At 72.5% G+C, this 22,211-nt stretch carries 22 protein-coding genes, 1 tRNA gene and 1 pseudogene; 13 read left to right on the forward strand and 11 right to left on the reverse strand.

Annotated elements, in window-relative coordinates; translation table 11 throughout:
* Positions 1 to 153 precede the first annotated feature (153 nt).
* The gene (locus ACFYZ4_RS26895; RefSeq protein WP_351295902.1) at positions 154 to 1,575 is read right to left on the reverse strand and encodes a cation:dicarboxylate symporter family transporter; all 1,422 of its coding nucleotides are present in this window, start codon (positions 1,573 to 1,575) and stop codon (positions 154 to 156) included.
* Positions 1,576 to 1,731: 156 nt separating this feature from the next.
* On the opposite strand from ACFYZ4_RS26895, the gene ACFYZ4_RS26900 reads away from it, so the two are divergent.
* Both ACFYZ4_RS26900 and ACFYZ4_RS26905 read left to right on the forward strand, forming a co-directional pair.
* Positions 1,732 to 3,339: an ATP-binding protein gene (locus ACFYZ4_RS26900; protein WP_390785071.1), complete on the forward strand. Its 1,608-nt coding sequence runs from the start codon at positions 1,732 to 1,734 to the stop codon at positions 3,337 to 3,339.
* Positions 3,336 to 4,037, forward strand: a complete 702-nt coding sequence (locus ACFYZ4_RS26905) for a response regulator (protein ID WP_351295905.1) — start codon at positions 3,336 to 3,338, stop codon at positions 4,035 to 4,037. The genes ACFYZ4_RS26900 and ACFYZ4_RS26905 overlap by 4 nt, the downstream gene beginning before the upstream one ends.
* On the opposite strand, the gene ACFYZ4_RS26910 is transcribed toward ACFYZ4_RS26905, so the two are convergent.
* Positions 3,995 to 4,840, reverse strand: coding sequence for a tyrosinase family protein (locus ACFYZ4_RS26910; RefSeq protein ID WP_351295908.1), 846 nt, complete (start codon positions 4,838 to 4,840; stop codon positions 3,995 to 3,997). The two genes, ACFYZ4_RS26905 and ACFYZ4_RS26910, sit on opposite strands and share 43 nt — an antisense overlap.
* On the reverse strand, positions 4,837 to 5,226 hold the full coding sequence (locus ACFYZ4_RS26915) for a tyrosinase cofactor (RefSeq protein ID WP_390785033.1): 390 nt from the start codon (positions 5,224 to 5,226) through the stop codon (positions 4,837 to 4,839). Before ACFYZ4_RS26915 ends, ACFYZ4_RS26910 begins: the two co-directional genes overlap by 4 nt.
* A 287-nt stretch (positions 5,227 to 5,513) precedes the next feature.
* Between ACFYZ4_RS26915 and ACFYZ4_RS26920 the strand changes: the two genes are divergently transcribed.
* From ACFYZ4_RS26920 to ACFYZ4_RS26930, 3 genes are all read left to right on the forward strand, one after another.
* The gene (locus ACFYZ4_RS26920) at positions 5,514 to 6,905 is read left to right on the forward strand and encodes a glutamate decarboxylase (protein ID WP_351295914.1); all 1,392 of its coding nucleotides are present in this window, start codon (positions 5,514 to 5,516) and stop codon (positions 6,903 to 6,905) included.
* Between the two features lie 7 nt (positions 6,906 to 6,912).
* Positions 6,913 to 7,710, forward strand: coding sequence for a class I SAM-dependent methyltransferase (locus tag ACFYZ4_RS26925; protein ID WP_390785034.1), 798 nt, complete (start codon positions 6,913 to 6,915; stop codon positions 7,708 to 7,710).
* Between the two features lie 137 nt (positions 7,711 to 7,847).
* Positions 7,848 to 8,708: an RNA polymerase sigma-70 factor gene (locus tag ACFYZ4_RS26930; RefSeq protein WP_390785035.1), complete on the forward strand. Its 861-nt coding sequence runs from the start codon at positions 7,848 to 7,850 to the stop codon at positions 8,706 to 8,708.
* Positions 8,709 to 8,797: 89 nt separating this feature from the next.
* Here ACFYZ4_RS26930 and ACFYZ4_RS26935 read toward each other — a convergent pair whose 3' ends face one another.
* The 3 genes from ACFYZ4_RS26935 to ACFYZ4_RS26945 all read right to left on the reverse strand — a co-directional run bounded on the left by ACFYZ4_RS26935 (position 8,798) and on the right by ACFYZ4_RS26945 (position 12,005).
* Positions 8,798 to 10,438, reverse strand: coding sequence for a sigma-70 family RNA polymerase sigma factor (locus tag ACFYZ4_RS26935; RefSeq protein WP_390785036.1), 1,641 nt, complete (start codon positions 10,436 to 10,438; stop codon positions 8,798 to 8,800).
* Between the two features lie 294 nt (positions 10,439 to 10,732).
* Positions 10,733 to 11,005 carry a hypothetical protein gene (locus tag ACFYZ4_RS26940; RefSeq protein ID WP_351304304.1) on the reverse strand — a complete coding sequence of 91 codons (273 nt, stop codon included), beginning with the start codon at positions 11,003 to 11,005 and terminating at the stop codon, positions 10,733 to 10,735.
* Positions 11,006 to 11,210: 205 nt separating this feature from the next.
* On the reverse strand, positions 11,211 to 12,005 hold the full coding sequence (locus ACFYZ4_RS26945) for an IclR family transcriptional regulator (RefSeq protein WP_390785037.1): 795 nt from the start codon (positions 12,003 to 12,005) through the stop codon (positions 11,211 to 11,213).
* A gap of 89 nt (positions 12,006 to 12,094) precedes the next feature.
* On the opposite strand from ACFYZ4_RS26945, the gene ACFYZ4_RS26950 reads away from it, so the two are divergent.
* Together ACFYZ4_RS26950 and ACFYZ4_RS26955 are read left to right on the forward strand one after the other, a co-directional pair.
* On the forward strand, positions 12,095 to 12,742 hold the full coding sequence (locus ACFYZ4_RS26950; protein ID WP_390785038.1) for a bifunctional 4-hydroxy-2-oxoglutarate aldolase/2-dehydro-3-deoxy-phosphogluconate aldolase: 648 nt from the start codon (positions 12,095 to 12,097) through the stop codon (positions 12,740 to 12,742).
* A gap of 2 nt (positions 12,743 to 12,744) precedes the next feature.
* Positions 12,745 to 13,737, forward strand: a complete 993-nt coding sequence (locus ACFYZ4_RS26955) for a PfkB family carbohydrate kinase (RefSeq protein ID WP_390785039.1) — start codon at positions 12,745 to 12,747, stop codon at positions 13,735 to 13,737.
* Positions 13,738 to 13,759: 22 nt separating this feature from the next.
* Here the strand turns inward: ACFYZ4_RS26955 and ACFYZ4_RS26960 are convergent, their stop codons facing one another.
* The 3 genes from ACFYZ4_RS26960 to ACFYZ4_RS26970 all read right to left on the reverse strand — a co-directional run bounded on the left by ACFYZ4_RS26960 (position 13,760) and on the right by ACFYZ4_RS26970 (position 17,075).
* A complete protein-coding gene (locus ACFYZ4_RS26960; protein WP_390785040.1) occupies positions 13,760 to 14,938 on the reverse strand; it encodes a serpin family protein in 1,179 nt (392 codons plus the stop codon).
* Positions 14,939 to 15,040: 102 nt separating this feature from the next.
* The gene (locus ACFYZ4_RS26965; protein ID WP_390785041.1) at positions 15,041 to 16,372 is read right to left on the reverse strand and encodes a glycoside hydrolase family 18 protein; all 1,332 of its coding nucleotides are present in this window, start codon (positions 16,370 to 16,372) and stop codon (positions 15,041 to 15,043) included.
* Positions 16,373 to 16,499: 127 nt separating this feature from the next.
* On the reverse strand, positions 16,500 to 17,075 hold the full coding sequence (locus ACFYZ4_RS26970) for a hypothetical protein (protein ID WP_390785042.1): 576 nt from the start codon (positions 17,073 to 17,075) through the stop codon (positions 16,500 to 16,502).
* 161 nt (positions 17,076 to 17,236) lie between these two features.
* Here ACFYZ4_RS26970 and ACFYZ4_RS26975 point away from each other — a divergent pair, with 161 nt between their 5' ends.
* Complete coding sequence (locus ACFYZ4_RS26975) at positions 17,237 to 17,971, forward strand: ankyrin repeat domain-containing protein (protein ID WP_390785043.1); 735 nt, start codon at positions 17,237 to 17,239, stop codon at positions 17,969 to 17,971.
* A 54-nt stretch (positions 17,972 to 18,025) separates the two neighbouring features.
* Positions 18,026 to 18,099 (forward strand) — tRNA-Trp (locus ACFYZ4_RS26980).
* Between the two features lie 17 nt (positions 18,100 to 18,116).
* On the opposite strand, the gene ACFYZ4_RS26985 is transcribed toward ACFYZ4_RS26980, so the two are convergent.
* Positions 18,117 to 19,067: a hypothetical protein gene (locus ACFYZ4_RS26985; protein WP_390785044.1), complete on the reverse strand. Its 951-nt coding sequence runs from the start codon at positions 19,065 to 19,067 to the stop codon at positions 18,117 to 18,119.
* Positions 19,068 to 19,340: 273 nt separating this feature from the next.
* Entirely contained in the window at positions 19,341 to 19,643 is a 303-nt protein-coding gene (locus ACFYZ4_RS26990; protein WP_351304046.1) for a DUF6415 family natural product biosynthesis protein, read from the reverse strand.
* Between the two features lie 193 nt (positions 19,644 to 19,836).
* Between ACFYZ4_RS26990 and ACFYZ4_RS26995 the strand changes: the two genes are divergently transcribed.
* The 4 genes and pseudogenes from ACFYZ4_RS26995 to ACFYZ4_RS27010 all read left to right on the forward strand — a co-directional run.
* The gene (locus ACFYZ4_RS26995; RefSeq protein ID WP_351304043.1) at positions 19,837 to 20,094 is read left to right on the forward strand and encodes a hypothetical protein; all 258 of its coding nucleotides are present in this window, start codon (positions 19,837 to 19,839) and stop codon (positions 20,092 to 20,094) included.
* Positions 20,069 to 20,587 (forward strand): DUF6879 family protein, encoded by a 519-nt coding sequence (locus ACFYZ4_RS27000; RefSeq protein ID WP_351304040.1) that lies wholly within the window; start codon positions 20,069 to 20,071, stop codon positions 20,585 to 20,587. Before ACFYZ4_RS26995 ends, ACFYZ4_RS27000 begins: the two co-directional genes overlap by 26 nt.
* 19 nt (positions 20,588 to 20,606) lie before the next feature.
* The gene (locus tag ACFYZ4_RS27005) at positions 20,607 to 21,461 is read left to right on the forward strand and encodes a helix-turn-helix transcriptional regulator (RefSeq protein ID WP_351304037.1); all 855 of its coding nucleotides are present in this window, start codon (positions 20,607 to 20,609) and stop codon (positions 21,459 to 21,461) included.
* Between the two features lie 74 nt (positions 21,462 to 21,535).
* Positions 21,536 to 22,153 (forward strand): annotated as a pseudogene (locus tag ACFYZ4_RS27010) (IS30 family transposase); the annotation flags it as partial.
* Positions 22,154 to 22,211 lie beyond the last annotated feature (58 nt).

A 22,211-nucleotide genomic window follows, 5' to 3' on the forward strand; every position in this document is an offset into this window, starting at 1 on the left:
GGCCGGTTACGGAAGTACCTTTTGCAGCACCGAGGTTCGTATATCGGTGGCCGAATACCGACTATGGGTGCAAGTGCGGAGAATGTGGCGGGCCGGCCGGGCTGGGCACCGTGGGGGCGAGCCCTGCCCGGCCGGCCCGTGCGGGCGGACCGGCTAGACCGGTACGCCGTCCTTGGCGCCGTGCGACGGGGTCGGCATGGCGGTCGGCGCCGTGTCGGGCCCGGCCGGTTCCGCCCCGGCCGGCTCGGTCCCGACAGGCTCCGCCCCGGCCGGTTCCGCCCCGTGCCCGTCGTCGACCAGCGTGGTCTCGTCGAACGGCAGCCGGCCCCCGAGGACTTCGGCGGCCCGCGCGTGGTCGAACTCCTTCGTCCACGTCCCGATGAGCACCGTCGCGACCGCGTTGCCCGCGAAGTTGGTCAGGGCCCGGGCCTCGCTCATGAACCGGTCGATGCCCACGATCAGGCCGACCCCGTCCACCAGTTCCGGCCGGTGCGACTGGAGTCCGCCGGCGAGGGTGGCCAGGCCCGCGCCGGTCACCCCGGCCGCGCCCTTCGAAGCGATGATCATGAACAGCAGCAGCGAGATCTGCTCGCCCAGGGCCAGCGGCTTGCCCATCGCCTCGGCGACGAACAGCGAGGACATCGTCAGGTAGATCGCGGTCCCGTCCAGGTTGAAGGAGTACCCGGTCGGCACCGTGATGCCGGTGACCGGCCGCGACACCCCCAGGTGCTCCATCTTCGCGATCAGCCGCGGCAGCGCCGACTCCGACGAGGAGGTCGAGAGGATCAGCAGGAACTCACGGCCCAGATAGCGCAGCAGCGCGAAGACGCTGACCCCCGTGCACACCCGCAGCAGGGTGCCCAGGACCACGAACACGAAGAGCAGACAGGTCGTGTAGAAGCCGATCATGATGACGGCGAGGGACTTCAGCGCGTCGATGCCGGTGGCTCCGACCACCGCCGCGATGGCCCCGAAGGCGCCCACGGGAGCCGCCCACATGATCATCGCGAGGACCCGGAACACCAGCTTCTGGATGTGTCCGATGCCCCGCAGCACCGGCTCTCCCGCCGTGCCCATGGCCTGCAGCGCGAACCCGCAGAGCAGCGCCACCAGCAGTGTCTGGAGCACCTCGCCCCCGGTGAAGGCCGACACCAGCGTGGTCGGGATGATCCCGAGCAGGAACTCCGGCGTGCTCTCCGCCCCGCCCGCCTTGGCCTGCGCCTCGCCCGCGCTGCGCGCCGCCTCGGTCAGGTGCAGCCCGCTGCCCGGCTCCAGCAGGTTGCCCACCAGCAGGCCGATGGCCAGCGCCACCGTGGACATGACCATGAAGTAGCCGAGGGCGAGACCGCCCACGGCGCCCACCTTGGCGGCCTTGCGGACGGACCCGATGCCCAGCACGATCGTGCAGAAGATCACGGGCGAGATCATCATCTTGATGAGGTTGACGAAGCCGGTGCCCAGCGGCTTGAGCTCCACGGCCACGCCGGGTGCGGCGAAGCCGACGGCGATGCCGAGCAGCACCGCGCCGATCACCGCGATGTAGAGATAGTGCGTTCTGTCGCGTCTGGCGGCCACGATGCCTCCCGGTGGTGAATACGTTCGGGGAGACCATCGCCCAGGGCTGTGACCCCGGTCACCCTTGCGTTCATTGAGTTCACGACCCGGTGCACACTGAGCGCCATGTTCCGCTTTCCCCGCCCCCCGCGCAGCCTCGCCGGCCAGCTCTTCGCCATGCAGGTCCTGCTGGTCGCGCTGGTCGTCGCGGGCTGCGCCGTCTACGCGTACGCCACCGCCCGGGGCCAGGCCGAGGACGCCGCCCGGCGGCAGGCCGGCGCCGTGGCCCACGCGGTCGCCGACTCACCCTCCGTACGCGAGGCCGTACGGGGAGCGGCCCGCGGGAGCGATCCGTCGGTCGAGCTACAGCCCTACGCCCAGAAGGTCCGCACGGACTCCGGGGTGGACTTCGTGACGATCATGGCCCCCGACGGGCGGCGCTGGACCCACCCCGATCCGCGCCGGATCGGCGAGCCCTTCATGGGCAACACCGCCCCCGCGCTGCGTGGCGAGACCTTCAGCGAGACGTACACGGGCACCCTCGGCCCCTCCATCCGCGTGGTCACCCCGCTGGAGGACGACGGCCGGATCGTCGGCATGGTGAGCGCCGGGATCACGGTCCGCGCGATCAGCGACCGGCTCGGGGCGCAGCTCTCCGCCCTCGCCTGGGTCGCGGCCGCCGCCCTCGCCCTCGGCGGGGTCGGCACGTACGTCGTCAACGCCCGGCTGCGCCGCCACACTCATGGCATGAACGCGGCCGAGCTCAGCCGGATGTACGACTACCACCAGGCGGCCCTGCACGGGGTCCGCGAGGGCCTGCTCATGCTCGACGGGCAGCGCAGGATCACCCTGATCAACGACGCGGGCCGGGAACTGCTGGGCCTGCCCGGCGGCGAGATCACCGGCACCGGGGTCGCCGACCTCGGTCTGCCGGCCCCCCTCACCGGAGCCCTGCTCGCCGACCGGCCCCGGGTGGACGAGGTGCACCTGACCGCGGACCGGGTGCTGGTCGTCAACAGCTCGCCGGTGGCGGGCGGCGGCCGCCGGGGCACCGTGGTCACCTTGCGGGACCACACGGAACTGCAGGTGCTGACCGGCGAGCTGGACCACGAGCGGGGTTTCACGCAGGCCCTGCGCTCCCAGGCCCACGAGGCGGCCAACCGGCTGCACACCGTGGTCTCCCTCATCGAACTCGGCCGTGCGGACGAGGCGGTGGACTTCGCCACCGCCGAACTGGAGCTGGCCCAGGCGCTCACCGACGAGGTGGTCACCGCGGTCGGGGAGCCGGTGCTGGTGGCGCTGCTGCTGGGCAAGGCCGCGCAGGCGCACGAGCGGGGCGTGGAGCTGGTCGTCACCGCGGACAGCCGCAGTCTGGCCGACGGGGGCGGGCTGCCGCCGGCCCGTGACCTGGTCACGGTGCTGGGCAACCTCATCGACAACGCGGTCGACGCCGTGACCGCCGTACCGGGCGCTCGGATCGCGGTGACGCTGCGGCCCGAACGGGACGAGCTGCTGCTGCGGGTCGCGGACAACGGACCCGGGCTGCCCGAAGGGGTGGACGTGTTCCGCCGGGGCTGGTCCGGCAAGGGCGAGGGGCGAGGCCTCGGTCTCGCCCTGGTCCGGCAGGTGGCCGAGCGCTGCGGCGGCACGGTGACCGCCGCGCAGGGCCCGGGCGGCGGGGCGGAGTTCACGGTCCGCCTGCCGGCCCCGCAGGGGGCGGAGCCGGATCAGTCCGTGCCCCCACGGGGCGCCGCGGCGGATCCGGCCGCAGGGGGCCCGCGGTGAGCGCGGGCGACGTACGCGTCCTGGTGGTCGAGGACGACCCGGTCGCCGCCGACGCGCACGCGCTCTACGTGGGCCGGGTGCCCGGCTTCAGCGCCGTCGGCGCCGTCCACTCCCTGGCCGAGGCCACCCGGGTCCTGGAACGGACCCGCGTCGACCTGCTGCTGCTCGACCTCGGTCTGCCCGACGGGCACGGCCTGCGCTACGCACGCGGGCTGCGCGCCGCCGGGCATCCCGTCGACGTGATCGTGGTGACCTCCGCACGGGACCTGGCCGTGGTGCGCGAGAGCGTCTCCCTCGGCGTGGTCCAGTACGTGCTGAAGCCCTTCGCCTTCCCCACGCTGCGCGAACGGCTGCTGCGCTACGCCGAGTTCCGCGCGACCGCGGGCGAGGCCGCCGGCCAGGACGACGTGGACCGGGCGATGGCCGCCCTGCGCGCACCCCGCCCGGCCGAGCTGCCCAAGGGGCTGAGCGCGCCGACCCTGGACCGGGTCGCCGCGCTGTTGCGGGCGGCGCCCGAGGGGCTGACCGCGGCGGGGGCGGCCGAGGCGGCCGGGATCTCCCGGATCACCGCACGGCGCTACCTGGAGCACCTGGTGGACACCGGCCGCGCGGACCGCACCCCCCGGTACGGCCAGGTCGGCCGCCCCGAACTGCACTACCGCTGGCTGGCGGCGGCCGGTTCGGTGTCGAAGGTGTAGAACTTCCGGTGGTCCAGCATGTCGGCCGGGGTCACGTCGTTCCACGGGCGCATCGTGTCGTTCAGGTCCACGACGTTCGCGGTGCCCGCGGCCGGCAGGTAGGTGGACTGCGGATGGCGCGCCTGCCAGTCGGCCCACAGCTTGTCGATGAAGGCGTGGTGCATCCAGAACACCGGGTCGTTCGGGGAGACCCCGGTGGACATCTGGCCGCCGACCCACACGTGCACCCGGTTGTGCAGGTTGGCGCCGCGCCAGCCCTCCAGGTTGTTGCGGAAGCCGCTGGAGGAGCTGTTCCAGGGGGCCGCGTCGTACACCGTCATGGCGAGCACGGCGTCCACCTCGGCCTTGGTCGGCAGCTGGGCGACGCCCTCGCCGAGCGTGCGGCGCAGGTAGGCGCGGCCGTCCACGCGTACGTTCACGTTCCACTTGCCCGTGGAGTAGGCGAAGGGGCCGTCGAGGACCTGTCCGTCGCGGGCCCGTCCGGTGCCGCCGAGGAAGTCGGGGGCCCAGAGCGAGGAGCGGGAGGTGCGGTCCACGGTCCAGTCCCAGTACGGGAGCGCGACGTTCGCGTCCACTTTCTGCAGCGCTGCCTCGAATTCCAGCAGGAACCGGCGGTGCCAGGGCAGGAACGAGGGGGAGCGGTGGCCGACCCGGTCGCCCGAGTCGGTGTCGCTCATGATGAAGCCGTTGTGGGTGGTGACGAAACGGTCGTAGCTGCCGGTGCGCTTGAGCTCCAGCAGGGCGGAGGTGAAGGCGCGCTTCTCGTCGGCGGTCAGTGTGGCCTGGTTCTTGCGGACGGTCATGCCGCACTTCCGAAGGGGGCGAGGGCGGCGCCCTGGAGGTCGCGCACGGCGGCGCGGGCGAGCAGGGTCGGGTCGGAGAACGTCTCGTAGTGGTTGATCACGCTGATCCAGGTTCCGTCGGCGTTGCGCATCACGTGCAGTTCGCGGCCGTCTATTCGTACGGTGGGCTGGCCGGGGGAGTGGTGGCCGCCGTGGTGGCCCCCCTCGCCCGGGGTGATCTGGATGCGGCGGCCCTTGTAGACCTCGTCGACCGTGCCCGGGGGTGTGGACGCGGTGGGGGTCGCGGCGGCGCTTGTGGCGATGCTCGCGGCGGCAGCGGTCAGGCCAAGGACGGTGACTGCACCGGCAGTTGTCCCCAAGGCCTGACGGCGGGTGATCTTGTTCATGGCCAGAGAGGTATCAGGGCCGGGAGGATGTCGGACCACTATCCGGACATCGGCGGATATGTTGCGCATAGAACAAGTTGGATGATCTTCTTGTTCAGACCGGCTCCCGGGGTTCGAACGGGAAGATCTGCGGACCCGAGTCTACTGGACAGTAATTTTTTCGGACTACCCGGGCGCGTATGTGGAGGGTCACACCACAGAGTCGGCCGGAAGCAGAGCGTCATCCACCCCTCGCGTCGCCTCGATCTCATCCCGAATTGGGCGACCCTGTCCCCTATAGTCCCGATATGGCTCTTCATGAGACGAAGGACGCACGCTCCGGTGACGCCGACACGGACGTCTTCGCGTCCGCACTGAGCGGCGAGGTCCTCCCCAAGTACCGGATGCCCGAGGAACACTCGCCCACCGAGGTCGTCTACGAACTGCTCCGCAACGAACTCCTCCTGGACGGCAACGCCGCCCAGAACCTGGCCACCTTCTGCACCACCTGGTCGGACGAGGGCGTCCACCGCCTGATGAACGACTGCCTCGACAAGAACATGATCGACAAGGACGAGTACCCGCAGACCGCCGAGATCGAGTCCCGCTGCGTCAACATCCTGGCCGACCTGTGGAACGCCCCCTCCGGCGCCACCGCGACCGGCTGCTCCACCACCGGGTCCAGCGAGGCCGCCATGCTCGGCGGCCTCGCCCTCAAATGGCGCTGGCGCGAACGCCGCCGCGCCGCCGGCCTCCCCACGGACCGCCCCAACCTGGTGTGCGGCCCGGTCCAGGTCTGCTGGGAGAAGTTCGCCCGCTACTTCGACGTCGAGCTGCGCCAGGTCCCGATGGAGCCCGGCGCCAACGGCCTGCTGCCCCATCAGCTCGCCGCGTACGTCGACGAGAACACCATCGGCGTCGTCGCCATCCTGGGCGTCACCTACACCTGCGTCTACGAGCCCGTCGCCGAGATCTCCGCCGAACTCGACCGGATCCAGGCCGAGAGCGGCTGGGACGTCCCCATCCACGTGGACGGCGCCAGCGGCGGCTTCGTCGCGCCCTTCCTCCACCCCGACGTGGTGTGGGACTTCCGGCTGCCGCGCGTCGCCTCCGTGAACACCTCCGGCCACAAGTACGGGCTCACGCCCCTCGGAGTCGGCTGGATCGTCTGGCGCACCGCCGACCTGCTGCCCGCGGACCTCGTCTTCGACGTGGACTACCTGGGCGGCGACATGCCGACCTTCGCCCTGAACTTCTCCCGCCCCGGCGGCGAGATCATCGCCCAGTACTACCTCTTCCTGCGCCTGGGCCGGGGCGGCTACCGGCGCGTCCAGGAGGCCTGCGCCCAGACCGCCCGGTACCTGGCCGGCGAGATCGCCGCGATGGGCCCCTTCACCCTCCTCTACGACGGCGAGGGCGGCCTGCCGGCCGTCTCCTACAAGCTCACCGACCCGCAAGCGGCCGGCTTCACCCTCTACGACCTCTCCGAACGGTTGCGCATGCGGGGCTGGCAGGTGCCCTCGTACCCGCTGCCCGCCGACCAACAGGACACGGTCATCCAACGCGTCCTCGTCCGGCACGGCGTGACCCGGGACCAGATCGCCCTGCTCGTCGCCGACCTGCGCCGCTCCGTGGAGCACCTCACGGCCTCACCCCCGCCCGTACCCACCACGGCGCCCCGCTCGGGGTTCCACCACTAGCCTCCGCATGGAGCAGCGGCCGCCCGACGTGTGGGCGGAGGGGCACGCCTACGAGCGGTACATGGGCCGGTGGAGCCGTCAGGTCGCCGAGGTGTTCGTGGCACGGCTCGGCGCCCCGAGCGGTCTGCGGTGGCTCGACATCGGCTGCGGCACCGGGGCGCTGACCCTGGCGTTGGCGGCCCGGTGCCGGCCGCGCGCCGTGGTGGGGCTGGACCGGTCCCCCGGATTCCTGCGCGCGGCCCGGGCCGCCGCGCCCGCGCCGGCCCGCTTCGCCGTGGCCGACGCGTCGGCGCTGCCGTTCCACGACGCGGTGTTCGACGCGGCCGTCAGCGGGCTGGCCCTCAACTTCCTGGAACCGCCCGGGCCCGCGGTGGCCGAAGCCGCCCGGGTGGTCCGGCGGGGCGGGCTGGTCGCGGCGTACGTGTGGGACTACACCGAGGGCATGGGCCTCCTGCGCCGCTTCTGGGACGCCGCGGCCTCCGTCGATCCGGCGGCCGCCCCGCTGGACGAGGGCCGACGGTTCCCGCTGTGCCGCCCGGGTCCGCTGCGCGCGCTCTGGACCGAGGCGGGGCTGGCCGAGGTGACCGTCGCCCCCATCGAGGTACCCACCGTCTTCCGTGGCTTCGCGGACCTGTGGGAGCCCTTCCTGTCCGGCCAGGGACCGGCCCCCGGCTACGTCACCACCCTCGCCCCCGCCGCCCGGGACCGGCTGCGCACCCGGCTCGCCGCGAACCTCCCCACCGGACCGGACGGCTCCGTCTCCCTGGCCGCCCGCGCCTGGGCGGTCCGGGGCCGACGCCCGTGAAACGCGTACCTCCAGGCCGCCGGAGAGGAGTGACGCGGGTCACTTCGCGGCGGTGTCACGTTCGGCGCCGGCCGCTTGTCACCTGGACCAGGTGAACCCACTTGATCGGACAGGAGGCCGGTGTCACGGTGGCGATCATGAACGATCACTTCGAGGAGCACCGGCGGCTGCTGTTCGCCGCCGCCTACCGCATGCTGGGCAGCGTCGCCGACGCCGAGGACATCGTGCAGGACGCCTGGCTCGCCTGGAACCGGGCCGACCGGACGGCCGTCGAGCACCCCCGCGCCTACCTGGTGCGCACCGTCACCAACCTGAGCCTGAACCGCCTGAGGTCGGCCCAGGCCGTCCGCGAGGCGTACGTCGGGCCCTGGCTCCCCGAACCCCTCCTCACCTCGCCCGACATCGCAGAGGAGGCCGAATTGACCGACACCGTCTCCATGGCGGTCCTGGTCGTACTGGAGACCCTGACGCCGACCGAACGCGCGGTGTTCATGCTCCGCGAGGTGTTCGGGTACCCCTACGCGGAGATCGCGGAGGTCGTCGGAAAGTCCGAGGCGAACGTCCGCCAGTGCGCGCACCGCGCCCGCGAACACGTCCAGGCCCGCCGCCCCCGCTTCACCGCCGGCGTGGCCGAACAGCGGGAGATCGCCGAGAAGTTCCGCGCGGCCTGCGCGGGCGGAGACCTGGGTGAGGTGCTCGAACTCCTCGCCCCCGACGTCGTCAGCTGGGCGGACGGCGGCGGCGTCGTCACCGCCGCGCGCCGGCCGGTGCACGGCGCCGACCACGTCGCCCGCTGGTGGCTCGGCGTCCTGGCCAAACCCCAGGCCGCCGAGGGGGAGATGCGCGTCGCCGAGATCAACGGCGAGCCCGGCCTCCTGTTCATCCTCGACGGCGTGAACATCGGCGCGATGACCTTCGAGGCCGTCGACGGCCGGATCACCGCGCTGCGCATCATCGTCAACCCGGAGAAGCTGCGCGGCATCCGGCCGCGCCCCTGAACGAAGGCGGCGCCCCCACGGGGGCGCCGCGCCCGAAGGCCTCGGCGCCCTCCGGGGCGGCGGCGGCCGGTGGTCGGTGGCCTGCGGGGTTACCGGGCGCCGAAGTTCTGCGTCCACCAAGGGCCGCCGGCACCCTGGTGGATGCCCACGCCGAGGTCCTTGAACGAGCAGTTGAGGATGTTCGCGCGGTGGCCCGGGCTCTTCATCCAGGAGTCCATGACCGACTGCGCGGTCTGCTGGCCCTTGGCGATGTTCTCGCCGTAGGTCGACCAGCGGTATCCGGCCGAGGTGGTCCGCTGCCCCGGGTCCGCGCCGTCGGGGTTGGTGTGCGAGAAGAAGTCCCGCGCCGCCATGTCGTCGGAGTGCCCCTGAGCGGCCGCACGCAGCTGCGGGTCCTCCTTGAGCGGGCCGCAGCCCGCGGCCGCCCGCTCGGTGTTCACCAGGGCCAGGACCTGCCCGGCCATCCCCGGCGGGGCCGGCGCCGGCTTGGGCGCCGAGGGGCGCGGGCTCGGCGAGGTGCTGCGGCTCTGCGTCGGGCTCGGGCTCGCGGACGGGCTGGGCGAGGCGGAGGCCGACGGCGAGGGCGAAGGGGAAGCGGAGGGCGACGGGGAGGCCGATTCCGAGGGGAGCGCGGACTCGGTCGCCGAGAGCGCCAGCGGGGCCGCCGGCGTGGCGCCGCCGTCCTTCGGCTCACCGGAACCGGGGAGCCCCCCGAGGTACACCAGGCCGCCGCCCGCGACACAGGCGGCGAGCACGGCACCGCCGACCACCCGGCGGCGGCCGCTGCGCCGGCGCCTGCGCAGCGCGCCCCGGCCGCCGCCCGCACTGTCGACCGCGGTGAGCTGCGTCTCCGTGTCGGCGAAGCCCGCGTCGCCGCCGTCCGCGAAGCCCCCCTCGCTGCCGTCGGCGAAGGCAGCGGCCACGGGGGCGAAGCCTGCCGCCCCGGCCGTCCGTACCCCTGCCAGCAGGGCCGCCGAGACCGGTACGAGGGCCAGACCGGCCAGCAGCCCCTCCGCCGGAACCAGTCCGCTCCACAGACCGGAGCACCGTACGCACTCACGCGCGTGCCGGGCTATTCGCTTGCGCCACAGCGCCGAGGGCCGGCCGTCCCAGCCCGCCATCACGGCCCGCAGTTCCTCGCACGGCGGATTGGCCTCCAGCGCGCGCACCACCACCCGTGCCGACTCCAGCTGGGCCTTCATCCGCTGGACGCGGACCGCCGCGTGCTGCGGGGACAGCTCCAGCGCGGCAGCCACCTCGGCCCGCGTCAGCTCCCCGGCGCACTCCAGCCACCACAGCGACAGCAGCCCCCGGTCCTCGGGCTCCAGCCAGCGCGTCGCCCGCGCCGTCTCGCGCCGCTGGCCCGCCAGGTTGAGGCGTACGACGGTCAGGTCGACGAAGTCGGCGCCCGGGTCGGCGACGTCGTAGGCCGCCTCCAGGGTGCTCTCGCCGAAGCCGTTCTGACTGGCCTGCCAGTGCGCCCGCACCCGGTTCATCGCGATCGCCACCAGCCAGGAGCGGAAGCTCTCGTCCGCGCGCAGGCCGCCCAGCCCGTCGAGCGCCCGCAGCATCGTGTCCTGCACCACGTCGTCCACGTCGCAGGAGCCGCCCAGGGCTCGACCGACGATGTTGTAGACGAGCGGGAGATGGGCGCTGACGAGCTCGTCCTGTGCGCGGGGGTCGCCCGCGCGGGCTGCTGCCACCAGCGCTGCCGTGTGCTGAGTACTCATGTGTTGTTCCCTGTCCGTACCGGCGGTCGATGATGCCCGATACATGGGAGACCGTCGACGGGGGCCCCGATAACACTTCTCCCGAAAGTTTTTCGGGAACTCGTTTCCCCGGCCTCCGGAGCGGGCCGTGCGGGCGAGGAACGCGGAACCACATGGAAGCACGGCCCCGTGCGGGAGGCGGCGCCGGGGGAGTGCCGGGGCGGGGCGTGACCGAGCGCCGGGGCCGGGCGTGACGAAGCGCCGCCCTCGGCCCGGTCGGCCGAGGGCGGCGCTCGGTTCGGGGGTACGGATCCGCTAGTCGAGGGCCACCTTGCAGGCGCTCACCGCGGTCCCGTTGGTCACGCTGCTCGCGGTCAGGCCGGTCACGCACTTCTCGTGGTTGCCGGACTGTGCGTCGTAGCACGCCGTCCGGATGGCGGTCGTGGCTTCACCGCCCTGCAGCTCGCGTTCGACCGTGTTGATGCAAGTCGTGACGTCCGCGTGGGCGGCGGGGGCCACGAGGGCCGCGCCACCGAGGGCGAGGGTCAGGCTGGTGAGGACACCTGCGATACGGGTCGACGTGCGCATGGAATGCACCTGCTCTCCGGGATCGTCGCGCGGCCCGGGACCTGGTGTGTCGGATCCGCGCGGGAACGGCGCCGAGCGCATGCGGCCGCTGTACGGCCGCTGTGCCCGGGCCCCCGCACCGGACCGGCTCGGCAGAGCCTCCCCTTCCACCTTCGACGCTAGATCAGCCCCCCGCCGCACGCACCCGCTGGGCGCCTCGGGCCCGTCACAGCAGCGGAGCCAGCGCCTCCGCGGCCGCGCGCAGGGCGGGCGCGTACGTCTCGATCTCCTCGCGGGAGACGAGGAAGGTGACGGTGGTGACGCTGACCCCGCCGACCGGCCGTCCCGCCGGGCCCGGGATCGCGGCGCCGATGCAGCGGATGGTGGGCTCGTTCTCCTCGTCGTCCAGCGCGTGGCCCCGGGCGCGGACCGCCGCCAACTCCGCTTCCAGGGCAGGCGCGGTGGTGAGCGTGTGCGGGGTCCGGCGCGGCAGGCCGGTGGTGGCGATCAGGTCGCGCACCTCCGCGGCGGGGAGGCGCGCCAGGATGCTCTTGCCGATCGCGGTCGAGTGCAGCGGCATGCGCATGCCGATCCGCGAGGCCGTCCGGAACGGCTGGTCGCCCTCCAGCTTGCGGATGTAGGTGATGGTCTGCCCGCTGTGCAGGGCGAGATGGACCGTCTGGCCCGTGGTCCGCTGGAGTTCGCCCAGGATGCGCCCGATGCTCGGCGGCTCCCCGCCGCCGACGAGGGCGGACAGTTCGCGCAGCCGCGGCCCCGTCCCGTACCGGCTCTCGGCCTCCTGGCGTACGAAGCCCTGCTCGACCAGCGAGGCCAGGATGCGGAAGGTGCTCGACTTGGGCACCGCGGCCACGGTCGCCACGTCGGTCAGCCGGTGCGGTCCGCCGGGGGCCGCGACCGCCTCCAGGACGCGCAGGGACTTCTCCAGCGTGGAACCGGCAGCGGAGGTCCGTCCGGCGCGCGGGACGTCGGGGACTTCGTCTTCGTCCACATCCGTTGACACGGCAACTCCCGGGGTGGGTAGGGTCTGGACCAAACGGTTCCGCCACACGATACGGCGTTCCGGTACGTGGAACAACGGGAGGTCTTTCCGTGTCCAACCACCCGTACGAGGTGCTGGCGGGCCAGCGGCTGCTGCCGGTGCTGCGCGACGCCGACGCCGACGAGGCCGTCCGCCGCACCACCGCCCTGCTCGCTGCCGGCTGCCGCGCCGTCGAACTGACCACCTCCACCCCCGGCTGGGCCGAAGCCCTCACCCGCACCGCCCCCCTCGACGACGCGCACGGCCGGCCCGCCCTCATCGGCGTCGGCACGGTCACCACGGCCGCGCAGGCCGGGACCGCCCTGGACGCGGGCGCCGCCTTCCTGATCTCCCCTTACCCGGCTCCCGAGGTCCGCGAGGTCGCCCGGCGCCGCCAAGCCGTCTTCATCGAGGGCGGGTTCACCCCCGGCGAGATCGCCGCCGCCGTACGGGCCGCGGGCGCGGCCAAGGTCTTCCCGGCCCACGTGGGCGGTCCCGGGTTCGTCCGGTCCCTCAGGGCGGTCCTGCCCGAGGCGGTGCTCATCCCGACCGGCGGCATCCGGCCCGCCGAGGCCCCCGACTGGCTGGCCGCCGGCGCGACGGCCGTCGGCATCGGCAACGGCCTGCCGGCCGACCCCGCCGAACTGGCCGCCGTATTCGCCCGACTGGCCCGCCCGCGCCACCCCCACGGCGCCGCCCGCGCGGGCGCGGAGGGGTGACCGTGTCCCGACGACCCGCCCCGGCGTACGACGCCCCTGCCTACGACGTGCTCGTACTCGGCGAGGTCCTCGTCGAGATCCACGCGGGCACCACCCTGCGCGAGGCCACCGACGGCACCCCGGCACGCATCTCCTACTCCGGGGACGCGCTCAACGCGGCGGCCGCCGCGGCCGCGGCCGGGGCCCGGACCGCCCTGCTCGCCGTGGTCGGCGACGACGAGCTCAGCACCCCGCTGCTGCGCCGGGCCACCGAACTCGGCGTGGACGTCGCCCACGTGCGCCGCGCCCCCCACCCCAACGGCGCCTACCTGCTCTCCGCCGACACCGACGGCGACCGCGCGTTCGTGTACTGGCGCACCCGCAGTGCCGGTTCCACCCTCGCGCCCGCGCACGTCGACTCCTGGCGCGAGCTGCTGACCCGCTGCGGCGCACTCGTCACCAGCGGCATCACCGGAGCTCTGTCGCCGAGCAGCCGGGCCGCCGTACTGGCCGCCGCGCACCTCGTGCACGGGGCGGGCGGGCACCTCACGTACGACCCCAACTTCCGCTCCCGGCTGACCGGCCGGACCGAGGCCCGGGAACTGCTCGCCCGGATCGCCCCGCTGACCGGGCTGCTCAAGACCTCCTGCCCGGCCGACGCGCTGGCCCTCGTGGACACCGCCGATCCGCACACCGCCGCGGCCCGCTTCCGCGCGCTCGGCGCACGTACGGTCGCGGTCACCGCCGGAGCGGACCGGCTGCTGTTGGACGACGGCACGCGGACGGCGTACCACCCCGTGCCCGTGAACCCCGCCCCGGTGGACGCGACGGGCGCGGGCGACTGCTTCACCGGCACCACCACTGCCCGGCTCGTCCTCGGCGACACCCTCGCGGACGCCGTGGCGTACGGCACGGCCGCGGCCTCCCTCTCGGTCTCCGGCCACGGCGGCACCGGCCACGTCCCCGCCTTCACGGACACGGCAGCCCTGGCCGCCGCCCACCGCGCCAGGGCTTAGGGCCTGTCTTTCGGATCAGGCCCTAGGGGGACTCGGGCTCGGAGACCCAGCCGGCGGCCAGGACCAGCCGCGAGGTCCGGTGGACGGCCAGGAACCCGAACGGCCGGTCGAAGCGCACCACGGCCCGGCGAGCCCGGTACCGGGGCCGGGGCGGCGCGCAGCCGGCCCTGGCCCCCAAGGCGGTGACAGCAGCGGCCTCGAAGCCCTCGGCGTGGAATCTGGCCAGTGCGGACTGCCGGGCCGAAGCGATGGCCAGCGGTTGGGAGCTGATGCCGGGGAAGTGGCCGTGGCCCCTGTCAGTGGCGGTCTCCAGCCCGAACAGCCAGGCGTGGTCGAGGAGGTCGTGCTCGGACCGCACATCGAAGGCCACCGTCTCGATGTCCAGCCGGGGTTCGGGGGAGTGGTCGGCCACGGTGCCGACAGCCAGTCCCGGACCGGGGTTCCCGTCGGGGAGCAGGCTCGCTCCCGTAACGGGAAGGACCCTGGTGACGGCGGCGATTCCGGCGGTGAGCGTGTCGCCGACGGATGCCTCCGGCTCGCCCAGCACGAGGTGGACATCCACACCTGCCGCCCCGACGACCTCCAGCAGGGTGACCGCACCGGACGGGCCGTGCGCCACCCGGACCCGGTCGAGCAGGGAGGTGCTGCGGTGCAGCGTGCGCACGGGCCGGCCGGCCCACGGTCCTGCGAACGGCTCCCCGCATCCTTCGTCGAACGGCTGGATCCACTTCAGCCGCAGCGCAAGCGCGGAGGCGAGTACCAGCAGGGTGTTCTCGTCCAGGGACACAGGCATGCGCTCGATCAGCCCGCCCGTTCGGTCCGACGCCCACGCGTCGAGCGCCTTGGCGTCGGTGTCCGGATCCCCGGTCAGTGTTCCCCGGGCGCCCGCCGGGAGCCTCGCCGTCCAGCCTTCCTCCAGCGGGAGTCCTGCCTTGGCCCACAGCCCGGTCGCCGTCCGCAGGCCCTGTACGTCGGCCAGTGCGGCCAGCAGCTCCCGGGCGGCCCCGCCCGCGGCCTCGGCGGGTATGCCCAGGGCCTGCGCCAGTTCGGTGCGGGCCGGGCCGCCCGAGCCGTCCGCGAGCAGGGCGAGCAGCGGCCAGACCCCGGCCGCGGTGAACACGGTGCTCGTGTCCCCGACCGGTGCCTGCGCGGCCCAACGCGTCGTCAGCTGGTTGACCGCCCGTACCGTCGAGTTCCTCATGCGGGGGAGCGTACGTGGAGGGGCGCCGCCGGGCCGGATGGATTTCCGCGGCCCGGCGGCGCCGGTCAGTGGCGTCGGCCGGTGGGGCCAGAGGGGCGCGGGTCAACGCCCGCGCAGCCCCCGGTCCACGGCCGTCAGCAATTCGCCGTCGGAGGTGTCCGCGTCGAGCGACCAGAACATCGCGCCGCCCAGGCCGTGTTCGCGGACGTAGCCGGTCTTCGCGCGCAGCACCTGCGGGTCGTCGTACGTCCACAGCGTGGTGCCGTCGAACAGCCAGGCATGGCCGCCGCGCCGGTCCCGGTGGACCTGGTAGGTGCCGGAATCGGCCAGCTTCTTCAGCGCCTTGTAGTCCTCGTACCCGGCGGACCAGGTGGCCGGCGCCGGGCCCGTGGCGGGCTGTCCCATGCCGTCCCCGCCGCCGCTGACGCCGGTCCAGCCCTGCCCGTAGAACGGCATGCCCATCACCAGCTTGTGCGCGGGCGCGCCGCGCAGCCGCCAGGCGTCCACTGTGCCGTCGACGCTGAAGTCGCCCCGGGCGTAGAGCGCGGACTGCTGGGCGGTCTTCGGCTCGCCGGAGACGTGGAAGTCGTAGCCCTGGAGGGTCACGAAGTCGAGGTCGCGCATGATCCGGCGCACGTCGAAGCCCGCGTCGATCTTGGCGGGGGCGGTCGGGACGAAGGCGGTCAGCTCGTACTTCGTCTTCTTGCGCTGGCTCTTCGCGTACGCGTCGAGCTGGGTGCGGAACTCCTTGACGAGCTCCGTGAAGTTGCGCTTGTCCTCCGGCCGGAACCTCGTGTCGGTGTCGCCCGCGGAACCGGGCCACTCCCAGTCGAGGTCGATCCCGTCGAACACGCCGGCGGCCGCACCCGCACCGCCGCGGCTGCCGTCCTGCGGGAGGTTGCCCTTGATGTAGAGGTCGATGCAGGAGGCCACGAAGGCCTTGCGGGAGGCCGGGGTGAGCGCGGCGTCGGAGAAGTGGGTGGACCAGCTCCAACCGCCCAGCGAGATCAGCACCTTGAGGCCGGGGTGCTTGGCCTTGAGCTCGCGCAGCTGGTTGAAGTTGCCGGCGAGCGGCTGCTCCGGGGTGTCGGCGACCCCGTCGACGGAGTTCGCGGCGTCGAGCGGCCGGACGTAGTCGGCCCAGGCGTCGGCCTCGCCCGGCACGTTCCCGGTGAAGCACGTGCCCTGCGGGCTGACGTTGCCGAAGGCGTAGTTGATGTGGGTGAGCTTGCCGGCGGAGCCGTTCGCCTCGAGGTCCTGGACCTGGAAGTCCCGCCCGTAGACGCCCCACTGGGTGAAGTAACCGACCTTCTTGTACGAGCGGCCGTCGCCGCTCGCTCCGCCGCCGTCCGCACCGGCGGCGGGCGCGAAGGCGGTGAGCAGGGCGAGGGAACAGGCGGCGACGGCCAGTCTGCCGAGCATGCTGCGGCGCATGGGCTTCCTTTGCGGAGGCGGGGAGTGGGCGTGAGCGCGTGCGCGGTGCATGCCGGAAACTATTGGTCTGGACCAGAGCGGTCAAGAGGGCGGCCGAAACTCGCCCGCCGCCAAGGGGACCCGAGCGCTACGGGAGGCTCCACTGGCCGACGTCGTCGGCGAGGCCGGTGTTGAGGGCGAACTGGACCGCGGCCGGGTCGGCGTCCTGGGGGAGCCGGAAGGTGACGAAGCCCTCCGTCGTGCCGCCGGGGTCGAGCGTGACGGTGTCGGGGAAGTTCACGCCCGCCGTCGTGGGGTCGTTGAGCCCGGTGAACCGCTGGCCGGTGGTGTCGAGGAGGTGCGCGGCCGGTGCGGGGGAGTCCCGGTAGACGGCGGTACCGGTGTTCTCCAGCCGGAAGCGGACGGCGAGGAGCCGATCCGGCCCGTCGGCCTCGGCCTCGCCCGTGGGACCGGCTGCCGGACTCGCGGGGTCGACCACCTGCGTCAGCGTGACGTCGAGCCGCTGGCCGCGCTCGTTCCCCGCGAGGGAGATCGTCTCGGCGGAACCGCCGGGGGCCGCGCCCAGCAGGGCGGGGGCGAGGAGGGCGAGCGCCACCAGGGCGCGGCGCATCCGGCCGCAGCGCGGCGTCGCACGCGGCCGGGGGCCCGGACGGCCCGTCTCCCGGCTCCGGCGCACGGAGGAACCCCCCGTCGCACGGTTCACCCTGCCCACGATCCTCCCCGCCCGCGACCCCCGCCACCCGCGCCGTCCCCCTGCCCCGCCACCACGGGCCCGTAGGCTGGGCGCCACACTCAGGGCATGCCCACGGAAGGCCCGGGAAAGGCCGAGGGATGGACCAGGAAAAACGCGGCCAAGGACGGTCCATGCAACCCCTCGAATCCGGCGACCCGCTCGCCGTCGCCGTCACCGCCGCGATCCGGGCCGGCGACCTGCCGGGCCTGCGGGACCTCCTGGACGCGCACCCGGGACTCGCCGCCACGCGGATCGTCAAGCGCGGTGCGGCGGCAGGCGAGCGCAGCCTGCTGCACATCGCCACCGACTGGCCCGGCCACTACCCCGACACGGCCGCGGTGATCCGTACGCTCGTCGCCGCCGGAGCCGACCCGGGAGCCCGTTTCGTCGGGGCGCACGCCGAGACCCCGCTGCACTGGGCGGCCAGCAACGACGACGTGGCCGCCGTCGATGCCCTCGTCGCCGCAGGGGCCGATGTCAACGCCCCGGGCGCCGTCCTCGGCGGCGGTACCCCGCTCACGGACGCCTGCGGCTTCGGCCAGTGGCGGGCCGCGCGCCGACTGCTCGACCTCGGGGCCCGCCCCGACCTGCAGGACGCCGCCGCCCTCGGTCTCCTCGACGCGGTCGAGGAGTTCCTCGCGGCCGGCGTCTCATCCGAGGACGTCACCAGCGCCTTCTGGCAGGCCTGCCACGGCGGCCAGGTGTCCACGGCACGCCGTCTGCTGGCCCACGGAGCGGACATCGACTGGATCGGCTACGACCGGCTCACCCCGCTCGACATCGCCCTCACGAGCGAGAACGCCGAACTGATCGAGTGGCTGCGGAGCTCCGGCGCCCACACCGGCGAACGACTCGCACCCGGTTGAACGAGAAATACAGTGGATCTCCGCGTCGGGCCGTGCCAAGGTTGGTCCCACCGAAGGGGTGTAGCTCAGCTGGTCAGAGCGCCGGTCTCCAAAACCGAAGGCCGCAGGTTCGAATCCTGCCGCCCCTGCAAGGTGGAACGTGAAGCTAGTAGCTTCTGTACTGCGAAAAGGTAAGAGCCCTGCCGGTAGCCCGGCGGGGCTCTCGCATTTCCATGATCGCCTGCTGGCCCCCTGCTGGCCCGAACGCCCAGCGAACTTGCCTACGGAAGCCTTGCCCAAGGCTGGAGCCGTCGGCCCCCACCTGCCAGCCTGGCGTCAAAGCCGTTGGGAGGAGGCGCCCATGCCCGACGACCCGACTGGGGGCTACGTCGAGAACCCGCGTGAGACGAAGCGCATGATGACTCAGGACGTAGGGCTGGTCAAGCAGTTCATGGAGGGCGCCGAGATGCTCGGCACAGGCGTTCAGGTCAGGCGGGTTGCCAAGCCGACGAAAGAGGATCCGCTGGCCTTCCAGGAGTGGTGGGAGGTCACTGTCTACGACGACCCACACCTGGCCCGAGACCACGACAAGGCCGCCACGTAGACCTGGACCGGAGTGTTGGCACTGCGCCGCGACGGAGACGAGGGAGTCCTCCGGGCCGCGCCACAGGTCGTGGTTGACGGTGTAGCCGGCCGCCTCGATTGCGGTGACGGTCCGCTCGATGTCGCCGTGCGAGCGGTGGCCGGGGTCGGGGCGCTCCGGCACGTGGTGGACGAAGCCGCCCAGCTGCGCGCACAGGGACTGGTACAGGCCGGTGTGCAGGATGAGGGCGTGCCAGCCTTCGTCGACGACCCGCGAGGGCACGAGGGGGTGCGCGGTCTTCGCCGCAGTGGCGAGGAACGCGAGCGCGTCGATGAGGATGCGGCCCGCGATGCCGGGCTCCATGCCCGGGTTGTTGTCGAGGATGGTGTGCATGACGTTGTTGAACTGGGCGTCGGTCAGCAGGGCGCGCGGGGTCGAGGGCGCGGTGATGGTCATGGTGGCGCCGGTGTAGGCGGGGATCGGCTTCTCTCCCTTGCCGGTACTGCAGGGCGGGGGCGGGGTGGGACTCGTCATGGCTTCTCCCTAGGTTGTGTGCAGGAAGGTGCTGGTTCAGCGGGTGCCGACGACGATCGCGATGTAGAGGACCTGGCGGCGGAGCTCACTCATGGGCCCGACCTCCAGGCCCTGCGCGCGGCCAGGCTGGGACGATGCCGGCGGGTATGGCTGCAGCCGGGGTGTGCGTACATCGGCGGCCGAACCGCGGACGCTGAGAAGTCAGGGCCCACGCGGTTCTCAGGAAGCGCCGCGACGTGCTTGTCGCAGTACACGCAGTACTCCTGGCCGAGCTCACCGGGTTTCCGCGCCGAGGAGCTTGAGCATCCGGCGGGCGACACGGGCCAGGGCGCGGGCGTGAATCCAGCCGCCGAGCGGGCCGTCGCCGGGACCGGTGCTCGTGAGTGCTTCCCAGTCGGTGAGCGCGGCGGTCGACGTGGGCAGAGTCTCCACCTCGGAACGGAGCAGTCCACCGTGATGGAGGAGCTGCCTGGTCAGGGCCTCGATGTCCCGGTCCGCAGGCTTCCGGGTGTAGGCCACGAGGGCGGCGTCTACGACGTCCTTTGCCGCTTGCCAGTCGGCCCGTGTGCTGGTCATGCCGGTACTCCCTACCGTCGTCAGCGGGTGGTGCACCCACAGTGGGAGCGTCTTGTGCACCATCACCAGCAATGTGCAGATCTGTGCACACCGTCTACCGGGCAGGGGCTTGGCTGCATCAACACCTTGATGGGCATCGCCTGAGCCACGACGGTGATGCACAGAAGTGCACAGGCCGATACGGGAGGCTGACATGGCGTTAGTGTTCGTGGGGATCGATCCGAGCACCGGAGACAAGCAGAGCCCCACCGTCTGGGCGGACCTGGAACAGGGGGAACTTGTGCTGCAAGGGTGGAAGTCCAGCCCGGAAGTCGAAGCCGAGTGCGCGGCGACCGAAGTACCCGGTCACGCCAAGGGCATCCCCGAAGGAGAGGCCGTCATCCGGGTCCCCGCCCGCATGGTCCACATCATCAGGGAGGTCTGCGATGACCTCGACGCCCACCTTCGATGAACTGATGGCCCGGTGCGCCACGGCCCTGCACCTGGAGATGCGCGACACCTACGCCGTCGACTATGAGACCGGCCCGTTCGCGGACTGGCGGGCCGGATACCGGCACGACCCGGCCAACAGGTCGGCCTGGTGGCGCCCCTGGCTCGACCTCGTGGCCGAGGCGGTGGGCCGCGGCGTGGTGATCCGCCGGGCCCGCATCGTGTCCGAGCCGGTCAGCGAGTACACCCGCTTCCTCCACGACGGGACGTTCACGAACATCGCGGCCGGCGAGGAAGTGCGCTGGCTACCGCGCCGCCGAGCCTCGGACATTGCGCTGCCGGGCAACGACTTCTGGCTGTTCGACGACGAGTGGGTCCACTGGAATCACTTCGCGGGCGACGGGTCATCGCTCGGCGAGGAGATCACCAACGATCCGACGTCGGCCAAGCTGTGCGCCGAAGCCTTCGAAGCCGTCTGGACGAGGGCCACGCCGCACGCCGAGTACCCGATCTGACAGGACGGTCTGACGCTCCATGCCCACGTCCCCGTCGTCTTCTGCGCAGGCCGCCCGCGAAGCCGTCGCCGCACGGCTGCGCGACCTTCGCAGAGGCGCGGGACTTACCGTTGCCGAGCTGGCCGGGCTCTGCGGATGGCACCACTCCAAGACTTCCCGCATCGAGAACGCGCGCACGGCGCCCTCCGCCCGCAACGTACAACGCTGGTGCCGCGCCTGCGGCCATCCGGATGAGGCGCCCGACCTCGTAGTCCGGTCCGTGCACGCCGAGTCCATGTACAGCGAGTGGCGGCACCAGGTTCAGGGCCTGAAGAAGCTGCAGAACTCCTGGCCTCAGTTCTTCCAGCAGACCAAGCTGTTCCGGATCTACTCATCCACTCTCGTGCCCGGCCTGCTGCAGACAGAGGGATACGCGGGGGGCCTGCTCGGAGTCATCGCCCGCTTTCGCGGCTACCCCAATGAGAGGGACGAGGCCGCGCGGGCACGGGTCGAACGGTCCCGAGTCATCCACGAGCCAGGCCGTCGCGCCGTTCTTGTGATCGAGGAGGCAGCGCTGTACTACCGGATGGGCAACCCCGACGCGATGGCAGCCCAGCTCGGTTACCTCCTGACCGCGGGCGCCCTGCCAGCGGTCTCCCTGGGGGTGATTCCGCGCGCGGTGGACCCGCGCACGGTGTGGCCAGTGGAGACGTTTCATGTCTACGACGACACGTTCGTGTCGGTGGAGCTGCTCTCGGCGGAGGTCAACATCACGCAGCCTTCTGAGATCGCGCTGTACCTGAAGGCGTTCGAGCAGCTGCGCGGCATGGCCGTGTACGGCGCCTCAGCACGGTCTCTGGTCGTGAACGCCATCGAAGCGCTGAGTCAGCCTTGAACCAGAACGCACGAAAGCGCCCCCTACCGGCCCAAAGGGGTCGAAAGGGGGCGATGCGCTGTTCAGGAGACGCCGGCCGCGGGGAACTGCGCCGCGAACTGACAGGGGCTCTTCGCACCGGACGGGCATACCGCCGGCCGCACCGCCACGCCGCCAAGTACATCAGCCGCCCGGTCAAGAACATGGTCATGATCAGCGAACGTCCCGCCGAAGTCGCCGACCGGGCGGTCCCGGGCCACTGGGAAGGCGACCTCATCATCGGCAAGGACGGCCGCTCCGCCATCGGAACCCTGGTCGAGCGCTCCACTCGCCACGTCATGCTCGTCCACCTGTCCACCAACCACAACGCGCAGGCCACCCGCAATGCTCTCGCCACAACCGTGGAAAAGCTTCCACGGCATCTTTGGCGGTCGCTGACCTGGGACCAGGGCTCGGAGATGGCGGCCCACCGCGCATTTACGGTGGCCACCGACATCCCGTTCTACTTCTGCGACCCGGCCAGCCCCTGGCAGCGCGGGTCGAACGAGAACACGAACGGGCTGCTACGGCAGTACTTCCCCAAGGGCACCGACCTGACGGTCCACACCCCCGAGGACCTGGCCGCCGTCGCGGCCGAACTGAACAGCCGCCCACGCAAGGCGCTCGGCTGGGAAGCCCCAGCCGAGCGCCTGTCTAAACTGCTCGCGGCTTGATCAACTCACCACGGTGTTGCAACCACTCCTGGAATTCGCCGCCCGGCGGGGCTCTGTC

The sequence above is a fragment of the Streptomyces sp. NPDC001513 genome (assembly GCF_042894695.1).
Lineage (GTDB): Bacteria > Actinomycetota > Actinomycetes > Streptomycetales > Streptomycetaceae > Streptomyces.